Annotated in this window: 9 protein-coding genes; 6 read left to right on the forward strand and 3 right to left on the reverse strand. The window is 42.8% G+C overall.

The annotated features are described in order from the left end of the window. Positions 1–216: 216 nt before the first annotated feature. Both JCM15124_RS16625 and JCM15124_RS16630 read right to left on the reverse strand, forming a co-directional pair. Entirely contained in the window at positions 217–1,035 is an 819-nt protein-coding gene (locus tag JCM15124_RS16625; protein WP_232220132.1) for a hypothetical protein, read from the reverse strand. A 20-nt stretch (positions 1,036–1,055) separates the two neighbouring features. After that, positions 1,056–1,793: a tetratricopeptide repeat protein gene (locus JCM15124_RS16630; RefSeq protein ID WP_232220133.1), complete on the reverse strand. Its 738-nt coding sequence runs from the start codon at positions 1,791–1,793 to the stop codon at positions 1,056–1,058. Positions 1,794–2,087: 294 nt separating this feature from the next. On the opposite strand from JCM15124_RS16630, the gene JCM15124_RS08045 reads away from it, so the two are divergent. The 5 genes from JCM15124_RS08045 to JCM15124_RS08070 all read left to right on the forward strand — a co-directional run bounded on the left by JCM15124_RS08045 (position 2,088) and on the right by JCM15124_RS08070 (position 10,651). Beyond that, entirely contained in the window at positions 2,088–3,908 is a 1,821-nt protein-coding gene (locus JCM15124_RS08045) for a leucine-rich repeat domain-containing protein (protein WP_024999014.1), read from the forward strand. Between the two features lie 231 nt (positions 3,909–4,139). Then, entirely contained in the window at positions 4,140–5,912 is a 1,773-nt protein-coding gene (locus tag JCM15124_RS08050; protein ID WP_024999015.1) for a leucine-rich repeat domain-containing protein, read from the forward strand. Positions 5,913–6,630: 718 nt separating this feature from the next. Beyond that, positions 6,631–8,688 (forward strand): protein-disulfide reductase DsbD family protein, encoded by a 2,058-nt coding sequence (locus JCM15124_RS08060; RefSeq protein ID WP_024999017.1) that lies wholly within the window; start codon positions 6,631–6,633, stop codon positions 8,686–8,688. A 313-nt stretch (positions 8,689–9,001) separates the two neighbouring features. After that, positions 9,002–9,724 (forward strand): 16S rRNA (cytidine(1402)-2'-O)-methyltransferase, encoded by a 723-nt coding sequence (gene rsmI, locus JCM15124_RS08065; protein WP_024999018.1) that lies wholly within the window; start codon positions 9,002–9,004, stop codon positions 9,722–9,724. A gap of 18 nt (positions 9,725–9,742) precedes the next feature. Next, positions 9,743–10,651 carry a Cbp1 family collagen-binding glycoprotein adhesin gene (locus tag JCM15124_RS08070; protein ID WP_024999019.1) on the forward strand — a complete coding sequence of 303 codons (909 nt, stop codon included), beginning with the start codon at positions 9,743–9,745 and terminating at the stop codon, positions 10,649–10,651. 367 nt (positions 10,652–11,018) lie between these two features. Here JCM15124_RS08070 and JCM15124_RS08075 read toward each other — a convergent pair whose 3' ends face one another. Then, positions 11,019–11,471, reverse strand: a complete 453-nt coding sequence (locus JCM15124_RS08075) for a nucleoside deaminase (RefSeq protein WP_024999020.1) — start codon at positions 11,469–11,471, stop codon at positions 11,019–11,021. Positions 11,472–11,603: 132 nt separating this feature from the next. Between JCM15124_RS08075 and JCM15124_RS08080 the strand changes: the two genes are divergently transcribed. After that, positions 11,604–11,969: a YraN family protein gene (locus JCM15124_RS08080; protein ID WP_024999021.1), complete on the forward strand. Its 366-nt coding sequence runs from the start codon at positions 11,604–11,606 to the stop codon at positions 11,967–11,969. The last annotated feature ends 12 nt before the right edge of the window (positions 11,970–11,981 follow it).

Here is an 11,981-nt window from a genome sequence, read left to right on the forward strand (position 1 = left end):
GAAACCAAGTAGCTCGCTCGTTTCCAAATCGTTACCTGTTTAGTTATAGCAACAAGGTAACTTCTTTATTTTCAATAAGTTGTATTTTAAGAATTATCTTGCAATGCAAAACAGCCGCTTTTGGAATGCAAAACAATAGGTTTTATAATGCACTGATAACAAGGTGGTTATATAAAAGATACCCTTTGAAAAAATATTTACACTTTTGTGGTGTTTTTAATAGGTTGTTCTGCGCTTGTTAATCCTCGAACGAATGGAACGGATAGAGCCGTCTGCCAGTCCCATAATGCGCATAATGTCTTTGTCGGTCTTGCCCAAATGTTCCACGACGAGGAAGAATTTATATTTCGGAGAGAGGGTATCGTATTCCGAATCCATAGCGTCTACAAAACTCATGTCTACCAAACGATAGTATTCTATGAAGTTCTCGAATTCTTTTTTCCGCCAAAGCACTGTCGTTTGCCCCTCCATAATGTGGGTATAGAGTCTGTGCCCCTCGCTGAGTGTCTTTCGGTGCTTGTCGAGCAGTATCTCCTTTTTTCTGTATAACGATTCTATTTCTTTCTCTTTTTCTTGTCCCTGCTTCTCAAATTCGACTATTTGGTATTCAAAATCCTTGATGCGCCGTTGGTCGATGGCAAGTGCATTCTTGGCTTTATAGGTTCTGTATCGCAGGAAAAAGAAGACTACGACGAACGAGAGCGACAGTAAGATGATGGCAAAGACACCCGTTTCTATCTTCCGCTCGTATTCCTGCCTTGCCTTTATATTGTCGAAAGCCATTTGGTTGCTCCGTATGTCGTTCTCTCTCCAGCTCATATACAGGCTGTCTTTCGTTCTTATAAGTTGTCGTGCCGTCTTTGTGGCTCCCTTATAGTCGGCAGTGGCACACTGATGGTTGAACCTTGAGTTCATTACATCGGTTCTCACTTGCATGTCGTTCGTCTTCAATGCCTTGTCCCACAGCTCGTTTGCCTTGGCTGTGTCGCCCTCCCCGACGTAGATTGTGGCGAGATTGTCGTATGCAGCCCCCATCGGCGCAATGCTAATTGCTTTCAGCAGCGTTGCCTTTGCCTTTTGCGGTTGGTAGCTATGAGTTGTGCTCCGATGTTGTTGAGTATGTATATTTGTTCCTTTCGAGGTATGTAGTGCAACATTTCCATACTTTTCTTTATATAAATGTTGGCACTGTCGGCTTTGTTCAGCTTGTTGTAAGCCACTGCAATATTGTTGTAGGCGCGGGCAAGCTGTATCTTATCCTTTGCCGCAGTGGCAAGGCGAAGTACTTTCTTGGCATATCCGAGGGCAAGTTGCCGCTCGCCTGCCTCCTCGTTCATAATGAAAAGGTTCTCGTAGATTTTAAGTTTTATATTGTCAGAAGCGAGTTTTTCGGCAGTATATTCGGCTTTTTTCATACAGACAATGGCATCTTTCACCTGTCCTTGGTCGTAGACAATTGCCCCTTTGTAGAAGTAAGCATCTGCCAACTGCTCTACATTGCCTTTCCGATTTTCGTAGTATTTGATGCTGTAATCTATCATATCGGTAGACTCTATGGGCTTGTAGAGTTTGTAAAGAAGTTGTGTTTTCTGAAGAAAGAAAGCGGCAGAATCGGCACTACTCGTCAAGTTGCCGGCATCTACCATATCTATTATTCTAAAGGCAGAGTCGAGTTGGTTGTGTCGAATCAGCGAGTCAATTTCAGATAGGCGGTTGCTTGTCTCGGACGGAGTACGCCTACAACCGCATAATATGACCGTAAACAATAGCAAAATAAGGAAAGGTTTGTTCATTTCAGTTTGTTTTGTCGTGCTACAAAAGTACATTTTTTTTCTTAGAAATCGGCAGATTTTAAGTATTCACATACTTTTTTTTTGTTGCATTTTTATATTGTATAGCTCTTTCAGCGAGCCTGAAAAGCATTGCAACAGTCTTATAATCAGATACTTCTTACTTGTCTTATGTTGCAACGGCGCGTTTTAATAAAGCGATGGAAAACTTGCATTTCTGAATAATTAATTCTATTTTTGTCTTATAAACACAAATAAAGTACACTGAAATAGATAACGACTTAAACAATTATCAGTATGGAAAAGAACATAAAGAAAATGCTATTGTTGCTTACAATCTTCCTTGTAGGCTTTTTGAATGTTGCGTGGGCACAAGATAATCAGCCTACCGAACCTTATGTGAAAATGCACTTTGCAGGTGCAGTCAATAGCAAATATGCACTGTTGATTATGGGTGCGGAAGAAGGAGAGTACACCCTTGATTGGGGCAATGGCAAGACTTACAAAGGCAAACTCCACACAACAGCCACGCGTCTACAAGGCAATACCGAAGGACAAGACCTGACTATATACGGAAACATTGCAGTTTTGGAGTGTTCCAACAACCAACTGACGACCCTTGATGTTACAAAACTGCCCGCACTGACGCATCTTATATCGCGCAAGAACTTTGTCAAGGCATTGGACGTATCAGCCAATCCCGAACTGCGACTTATCTATGTGCAGGACTCACCTTTAGAAAAGCTCAACCTAACTGCCAATACTAAGATAGACAGTCTTATTCTTACAAACAACAGATTGCAGGAACTGACGCTCGCATCGCACCCAACGTTGGAACTGCTGATGTGTACATCGAATGCGCAACTGAAGAAACTGAACCTTAAGGATTGCCCTAAGCTAAAGCATCTTGATGCCTTACAAACCTTCGTAGACGAATACGACTTGAGCGCGAATGGTGAGTTGAAGTATGTTGCCGTAGGAATGGGACGGCCGTTGCGTACACTTACATTGCCCCAAGACAACAAGATTGATACGCTGATGGTACCTGCTGCGGGACTGAAGAAGATAGATTTGTCGCAGACAAAGCACTTGAAGCTGTTGGGAATAGACAACAACTACGAGCTATCACAGCTTGATTTGACGGGCATGAAGCAACTACGGGATTTGTCGTGCGAGGGAAATAGCATAACGAGTCTGAACTTATCGGACTGTCGAAACCTTGTGTCGCTGGTTTGCAACAATAACCAACTGTCGGCACTTGATGTGAGTGGATTGGATAAGTTAGAGATTTTGACCTGCTTTTCCAACGACCTTTCCTCGCTGAAACTGACAGGTTGCACCGGTCTTACTAACTTGGACTGCTCGGTAAATCCCAACTTGAGTACGACCGAATTTCCCCATTCGCTGACCTCTCTCAATTGTAGCAGTTGCAGTTTCTCGCAGATAGAAACAGCAAAACTGCCGTTGCTGACCAACCTTACTTGCGATGGTAACCGGATTAGCACGCTTGATTTGTCGGCACAAACAAAACTTACTGCTATCAATTGTGGCAATAATAAAATCGAACAACTCGATTTCAGCAACTGTACCAATCTGCTTGACGTCGTCATTGCAGAAAATCCAATCAACGGCGGTGTCAGTTTCGCTAATTGCAACAACCTGCGTTATGTTTCTGTGAACAATACAAAGCTGGACGCTTGCGCCCTGAACGATATGTATCGCTCTCTCAGAAAGAAGCGTCCGGAGGACGATGAGAACGACCTGCACGGCATTCTTCTGTTCAATAATGTCCCCGGAGCAGCAGAAGTAAGTCGTACACAGATTGCAACAGATAAGGGTTGGTTGGTTTCTGTCGTTGGTGATGGCACGGGTTGTCAGGAGGACGGAATTGCCAAAGTCGGTACCGAAAACCATTTCTACGTCAATGTAACCGACAACGGTTGGGTAATTGGCAACCTTCCCGACGATGCACGTGAGGTTCTGCTTACCACTCTTGGCGGACAAGTAGTGGCTCGCTACCACGTTACAGCACCATCGTTACGTGTCAAAGCTCCACGGAAAGGAGTATATATCGTTTCGGTAGATGGCGGAAACAGCAAGGTTTGCATACAAAAGTAGCGAAAGCGTGTAAACATCACCAAGTGTTAATGTACTTGATTGGTAAATATAGATATTGTAGATTATGAAAAAGTTGATGACATTGTTTCTCTTTCTGTGCGCTTTTGCACAAGTTTCTTTCGTCTCTGCAGCAGTTAAGGCAGTTCCCGAAGGGAAGATGGTGAGAGAGTAAAGAAAGTTGTAGTCCACGTTGATAAAGCCGGCGAACTCGAAGACAAGGCTCCGGAGAATGTGTGGCTTGATGTTGTGGACACGCTGAAGATAGTTGGTCCACTGAACAGCTACGACCTGCGCTGGGTGAGAAGGTTCTGCGGTTCTGACGAATATGGCGCATTGATTCACAAGACACTGAAAAGATTAGACCTTTCCGAGGCTACTTTCGTTCCTACCGGCGATACATCGGACAGCTACTATATCCTTACCGATGATTTGGGAAAGGATAGAAAGTACTTCGTCGATGGCACTAAGCCAACCCTTCTGCCCGAGAAACTCTTCTTCAAGTGTTGCAGCATAGAGTCGGTAGTACTTCCTAAATATATCCGAGAATTAGGTATTGGCGCATTCTACAGGTGCGTCAGTATGAAAGAAGTCATCATTCCGGACGATGTAACCGAGATACAGCACACGGTATTCGGTGTTTGCAGTGCAATGGAAACCATTAAGTTGCCATCTCAGCTTAAGACAATGGGAAACTATGTATTCACCTATTGCGAGCAGCTGAAGGAAGTTGTTATCCCCGATGGTGTAACGAAAATAAACAAACGAACATTCGACCAGACACCTAACATGAAGAAGCTGACCCTTCCAAAGAGCCTTAAAGAACTGTCAATCGAAGCATTTTTCGGTGCAAACGGGTTAGAAGAAATTCAAATCCCTGAAGGAATCACGTTGCTGCCCGAAGGTTCTTTCGGCTTTTGCGAAGCTTTAAATAAGGTGGAATTGCCTGCATCAATCACAAAGATAGACAAAAACGCTTTCCAAGATTGCCACAATTTGGAGACGTTAGAAATGAAAGAAGGACTCAAACACATCGCCGTGTATGCGTTTCAGAACTGTAAGAAGCTGCACAATGTGAAGCTCCCGAACTCGTTGGAAACCATTGAGAACGAAGTATTCCTCAATTGCAACGATATGTCGGGACTGAAGTTGGGAAATGGATTAAAGACGATAGGCGAGAAAGCCTTCTTCCACAATCACGGTATAGAGTCGCTCGATTTCCCTGAAACGGTAGAGAAAATCGACTATGCTGCCTTTGCCGAGTGTCTCGGATTGAAGCGTGTATCGCTCGGTAAGTCTGCTGCGGAAGTTGTTGATAATCCGTTTCTCGGTTGCACTGCGCTGCAGGCGTTTGAAGTAGATGCCGACAATAAGAACTATGCAGTGGCAGACGGCACGCTTTATTCTAAGGATTACACCATACTTTATATTTATCCGAACGGAAAAGGAAGCAAGACTTTCGTGATGAATCCTGCCACAAAGAAGATAAACGACTTTGCTTTTTGGTATTGCAAGAACCTTGAGAAGGTGGAATTTTCGCCTGTTTTCAATGAGTTTGGTTACAGAGCGTTCTGCGGTTGCAGTGGTTTGAACAATCTGATAGTCAAGACTGAAACACCGGTAGAGAACCCCTATACAGACGATGTGTTTGAAGAAGTAAAGAAAGAGACATGCACGCTGACCGTACCAACAGGAAGCAAGCGGGCTTATCTTGCATCTCGTACTTGGAAAGACTTCAAGATAGTAGAAGCGGTTCCTGATGCTGTGGAGAATGTATATAGCGAGAAGGCAACTGTGAAGAACGTTGGAAACAGCATCGTTGTGTCAAACGTAGCATCCGGTTTCCACACGGCTACACTGTACGACCTTATGGGGCGTAAGATTTCGGAAGTTGCCGTGCAGTCGGGTAGTGCCCACATCGATACCTCCGATGTTCCTTCCGGAACCTATGTGGTTACGCTTCGCGGTACACAAGGCAGTTGTTCAATGAAACTGACACGCAATTAATCAATCACATTATTAATATTGAAAACGATATGAAACGGAAAGACGATGCAGCCTTGAATGCTTCAGAGCAGCATCGTCTTTGCGTATATAGACATCTGTAATATATGTTTTAGCTGAAATCTGACGATGAACAGTAGAACTTTACTTAGGGTACGATTTTCTTTTTGTGGCTTAAGGTAAATACCGGAAAGCCTCTCCGACTTTGTTAAGATAATTCCGAAGAAAAACGATAATTTCGATTTGGCACTGCGAAAGCGGCTGTTTTGCGTTGCAAAACCTACGCTTTTACCGTGCAAAACCTACGCTTTTAGAATGCAAAACAATAGGTTTTGTAATGTATTGATATATAGTAAGTTATTCGATAGCTATGCATGTGAATAATGTTTACAGTTTTATAATGCTCTTTTTGTTCATAAAGTAAGCTGTTTTTATCAAATTATTACCGTTCCTTTATTATTAATATTCAACATCTGCAAGGTTCTGTACTTTCATTACAATGTATCTGCAAACCTGCTTTAACCCGTATCGAATAATTCTATTATGAGTTTTATAAAACTGAAAAAAAACGTAATAACAAACCACAAATGTAGTGTAATGGTTTTGTTTTTAAAAAAAATAACATTATCTTTGCACGCAAGTAATATTTTTACTTTAAACGCTACATCTCATGAAAACGAAAGAACAAAAATATAGCAATAATTTAAATAAAAAGAAAACAATGAAATCTAAGATTCTTTTAGCCTTATTTGCGCTATTCAATTTAACGGTGATGGCGCAAAATCCTGTACGTTTTAGCGTACAGCAAAAGAAAGTATCGCCAACAGAAGTAGATGTTATCTTCACGGCTAAGATTGATGCTGGTTGGCATGTTTATTCTACCGGGCTTCCTGCCGGAGGCCCTACATCAGCTTCTCTTACAACCGAAAAGGCTGAAGGTGCACAACCTGTAGGAAAACTTACACCGCGTGGTAAGGAGATAAACGTGTTCGATAAGGTATTCGAGATGAAACTTCGTTACTTTGAACACAATGTAAGCTTCGTACAGAAATATAAAATCACGGGTAAAACCTATAAGATTTCCGGTTATCTGGAGTATGGTGCATGTAATGACGAGATGTGTATGCCACCTTCTTCTGTAGAATTTAGTTATACCGGTAATGGTCCTGCTGATGCTCCTGCAGCTACAGAAACACCCGATGCAAAAGAAGGTGAAACTGCAGAAGCTGACGGAGCTGTGGTTTTGAGCGCAACTATGGATACTGCAAAGACGGCACAGAGCGGCGAAACATTGCAAGGCGACTCTGCACAAGCTGCAGGAGTAGATGCTGCAAGTCCGTCAGACCTTTGGCGTCCTGTAATTAAAGAGTTAGAAGCCTTCAGTTCCGGGCAGGGTAACGAGAGCCATTCTTTGTGGTACATCTTTATCATGGGTGTAGTAGGCGGCTTTGTTGCATTGCTTACACCTTGCGTTTGGCCAATTATTCCAATGACCGTTAGCTTCTTCTTGAAGCGTGCCAAGGACGATAAAAAGAAAGGAATACGCGACGCAGTAACGTACGGTATCTCTATCATCGTAATTTATATGGGTTTGGCAGCTGTTATTACGGCTCTCTTTGGTCCACAGAAACTGAACGAATTGGCAACAAATGCACCATTCAACATCTTCTTCTTCCTTATGTTGGTAGTGTTTGCATTGAGCTTCTTCGGTTGGTTCGAACTCCGTTTGCCTTCATCATGGGGAAATGCAATCGACAATAAGGCAGCTGCAACAACAGGTTTGCTTTCTATTTTCTTGATGGCTTTCACCCTTTCTTTGGTGTCTTTCTCATGTACGGCACCTGTTGTAGGTTTGCTTCTTGTGCAGGCAGCCACCAGCGGCGACTGGGTAGCACCTACCATCGGTATGTTTGGCTTTGCTTTAGCGTTGGCATTGCCTTTCACACTCTTTGCTTTGTTCCCTACATGGTTGAAGCAAGCACCTAAATCAGGCTCATGGATGAATATGATTAAGGTTGTATTGGGTTTCATAGAATTGGCATTTGCATTCAAGTTCTTGTCTGTTGCCGACCTTGCATACGGCTGGCATATCCTTGACAGAGAGACTTTCCTCGCTATATGGATTGTTATTTTCGGACTAATGGGCTTGTATCTCATTGGCAAACTAAAATTTCCACACGACGACCCAACCCAAATGGCAATGCCGGTGCCGGCTATTATGCTCGGTATGATTTCTTTAGCCTTCACCATATATATGGTACCGGGCTTGTGGGGGGCACCTTTGAAAGCCGTTAGTGCATTTGCGCCACCTATTTATACACAGGATTTCAACCTGCATCATCAGGAAGTAGAACCCAAATTCAAGGATTACGAAGAGGGAATGCGTGCTGCTGCACAGGCAGGAAAGCCGGTATTGCTAGACTTTACAGGCTTTGGCTGTGTGAACTGTCGCAAGATGGAAGGTGCAGTATGGACAAATGCCGAAGTAGCAGAGAAGCTAAACAACGACTACGTATTGATTTCGCTCTATGTAGACGACAAAACACCGTTGAAAGAACCTATCAAGGTAAAGCGTTCTGATGGTACAACACGCACCTTGCGCACCATCGGCGACAAGTGGAGCTACTTGCAAGAGTCTAAGTTTGGCTACTTGGCACAACCTTTTTATGTAACGGTAGACAACCAAGGAAACCCACTTAGCGGCAGCTTTGTTTATAAAGAAGACATTCCGGGCTACCTCGAATTCTTGAATAAAGGAGTGGAAAACTATAAGAAATAAAAGTTTTTAAGTTTATGCCTCGCAATAGTGGGGCTGTATAACCGGACTTGAAATTTATTTATCAACACAATCAGACCGGCAAGTTTTAGTTCTCAGAACAAATACTTGCCGGTCTTTTTCTGTGCCTGATATTTCCTATTTCACAAGAATGTTGTTGCTATTCTTTCTTTATTATAAATATGGAGTATAGAATAATAAAATGTTTAAATATAGGAAAATATGGATATGTTATGTGAATAGGGTTTAAAATGACATCTAAAAAATCCTAATTTGTTTTGGTGTTCAATACTTTTCGTTTACATTTGCAATACTTATGGGTATTTTATATCTTGTACCGACACCTGTGGGGAATATGGAAGACATGACATTTCGTGCCGTTCGAATTCTCAAAGAAGCAGACCTGATACTCTGCGAAGATACTCGCACGTCGGGTATTTTGCTGAAACATTTCGAAATAAAGAACCATTTGGTGTCGCACCACAAGTATAACGAACACGGAACAGCAGCAGGAATCGTGAACCGACTAAAGGCTGGCGAAACCATTGCGCTTATTTCCGATGCCGGCACACCCGGTATCAGCGACCCCGGTTTCTACTTAGCGCGGGAAGCTATTGCAGCCGGCATTACCGTTCAGACCCTTCCGGGGGCAACAGCCATGATTCCTGCCTTGGTGTCGAGTGGCTTTCCTTGCGACCGTTTCTGCTTCGAAGGTTTCCTGCCACAGAAGAAAGGACGCAAAACCCAAATAGAAAGCCTTGCCGAAGAAAGTCGGACAATGGTCTTTTACGAGTCGCCTTACCGCATCGTAAAAACATTGGAGCAGTTCATAGAGGTATTTGGCGAAGACCGTTTGGTGAGTTGTTGTCGCGAAATATCCAAGCTGCACGAGGAGAGCGTGCGCGGAACATTGGCAGAAGTGCTTGCCCATTTCAAGGAGACGGTGCCCCGAGGCGAGTTCGTTATCGTGTTGGCAGGCAAGTCAAAAGAGCGAAAGAGTAAAAGCATCAGCGAAGAAGAATATTCTTCAAAATTATGAATGAAAATAAAATAGAGTATGAAAAAGCTATTAATTTATGCAGCTTGCGGTGCCATGGCACTTGCTTCTTGCAACCAAAACAAATCAATTAATCCGGCAGAAATCCAAAACGATTCCTTGCGTGCAATCATTAATGCTCGTGATAACGAGGTAAACGACATGATGGCAACAATGAATCAGATTCAGCAAGGCTTTGCTGAAATCAACGCTGCTGAAAATCGTGTAACTTTAGCAAAGGAAGGTGAGAGAGCTGATAAAGCTACACAGATAAAAGAGAACATCCAGTTTATCGCTCAACGTATGCAAGAAAACCGCGAGTTGATAAAGAAACTGCAAAAGCAACTTCAAGAAACAGGTTTCAAGGGTGAAGAAATGAAGAAGACACTCGTTCAGCTGACAGCCCAACTTGCTCAGAAAGACAACGAGCTGAAGGTGCTTCGTGCAGAGTTGGCATCAAAGAACATTCACATTAAGGAACTCGACCAGACCATTACAGGTTTGAATACGGACGTTACTAATTTGAAGACTGATAAGGAAAACCTGACTGCTGCAAAGCAAACACTCGAAACCGAGAAGGCTAACTTGCAAACCGAGTCTAAGCAAAAGAGCGAAACCATTTCTACACAAGACATGCAGCTGAACACCGGCTGGTATGTATTTGGTACAAAGAAGGAACTTAGAGAGCAGCGCATTCTTGCAGATGGCAAGGTATTGCAAGGCAGTTTCAATAGGAACTACTTTACAAAGATTGACATTCGTTCTACACGCGAGGTTAAATTGTATAGCAAGAGCGCAAAACTTCTTACTGCTCACCCAAGCAGCAGCTACTCGCTTACGAAAGATGCAGCAGGTCAATACGTTCTTCGTATTAACGATCCGCAAACATTCTGGAGCACAAGCAAGTATCTTGTAGTACAGGTAAGATAAAGCAATAAGGTATTCAAACAAAAGGCGAGCATCTTGTTTTCAAGGTGCTCGCTTTGTTTTTAGGGCGTCTTTCAGTCTATTTTATTTCCCGTTTTACAGCGGAAATAAAGCTATAAAAACGTAAAGATTTTTCCAAACAGATGCTTTCGTTTAACTATTTCATTATCAGTGCATTATAAAACCTATTGTTTTGCGTTCCAAAACCGTAGGTTTTGCACGGTAAAAGCGTAGGTTTTACAACGCAAAACCTACGGTTTCGCAACGCCAAAGCGATTATATCACTTTTTAACAGAATTATCTTTACAAAAAGAAGGCGATTTCCTACCAAATTTAATCTCTACGGAATGCCTGCCAAGTCGAATTCTATTTATCTTCGTTCTTTGAAGAACTGCTGCATTAGCCTTTTGCATTCTTCTTCTCGAACACCCTTTGTTACGATGGTTTTGCTGTGAAGTGCCTGTGGAGCAAAGGCGGAAAAGCCTCGTTTCTCGTCGCTGCAGCCGTAGACAATCCGCTTGATTTGCGACCAACCCAATGCGCCTGCACACATAATGCACGGCTCTACCGTAACATAAAGGGTGCAGTCCTGCAAGTATTTTCCGCCTAACTCGTTGGCTGACATTGTTATTGCCTGCATTTCCGCATGGGCGGTAACATCGGTCAGTGCTTCCGTAAGGTTGTGTGCACGTGCGATAATTCTGTCGCGGCATACTATCACGGCACCAACGGGAACTTCGCCTTTTTTGAACGCTTCTTCAGCCAATGCCAAGGCTCGCCCCATGTAATAGTCGTCTTTCTTTATTTGTTCTTCACTGCTCATACATTGTTATATAATCTTCGCAAAATTACAATATTAATTCTATAATTCAGAAAAAAAACTCTATCTTTGTAGTATGGTTAAGATAGACTTGAAGTCTGTCTGTTGCTTTGGCAACCTATCATTCTGAATAATATGGCATTACACAACGAAACTGGTAAATGGGGAGAACAGCTGGCGTGCGAATATCTTATGCGCGAAGGCTACAGAATAGTGGAAAGAGACTGGAAATGCGGTCAGCGCGATTTAGATATAGTCGCAATAGAAAACGATGTTTATGTTTTTGTAGAGGTGAAAACACGTAGAAACGAGCGTTTTGCCAATGCCGATGAGGCTGTAACGACACAGAAAATCCGTTCTGTTTCCATTGCCGCAAATGCTTATGTGAAAGGGCATTGTATCGACAGAGTTTTGCGTTTCGATATAATAACGATAGTTGGAACACCCGATAAATACGAAATTCGCCATATTAAAGATGCCTTTCTCCCATTTGTACGATAGAAGAATGTAGAA

It is taken from the genome of Prevotella falsenii DSM 22864 = JCM 15124, from assembly GCF_000613945.1.
Lineage (GTDB): Bacteria > Bacteroidota > Bacteroidia > Bacteroidales > Bacteroidaceae > Prevotella > Prevotella falsenii.

Coding starts and splice junctions, on each gene's coding strand:
- JCM15124_RS16625 (WP_232220132.1), bottom strand. CDS start 1,035: ATGGGGGCTGCATACGACAATCTCGCCACAATCTACGTCGGGGAGGGC.
- JCM15124_RS16630 (WP_232220133.1), bottom strand. CDS start 1,793: ATGAACAAACCTTTCCTTATTTTGCTATTGTTTACGGTCATATTATGC.
- JCM15124_RS08045 (WP_024999014.1), top strand. CDS start 2,088: ATGGAAAAGAACATAAAGAAAATGCTATTGTTGCTTACAATCTTCCTT.
- JCM15124_RS08060 (WP_024999017.1), top strand. CDS start 6,631: ATGAAATCTAAGATTCTTTTAGCCTTATTTGCGCTATTCAATTTAACG.
- rsmI (WP_024999018.1), top strand. CDS start 9,002: ATGGGTATTTTATATCTTGTACCGACACCTGTGGGGAATATGGAAGAC.
- JCM15124_RS08070 (WP_024999019.1), top strand. CDS start 9,743: ATGAAAAAGCTATTAATTTATGCAGCTTGCGGTGCCATGGCACTTGCT.
- JCM15124_RS08075 (WP_024999020.1), bottom strand. CDS start 11,471: ATGAGCAGTGAAGAACAAATAAAGAAAGACGACTATTACATGGGGCGA.
- JCM15124_RS08080 (WP_024999021.1), top strand. CDS start 11,604: ATGGCATTACACAACGAAACTGGTAAATGGGGAGAACAGCTGGCGTGC.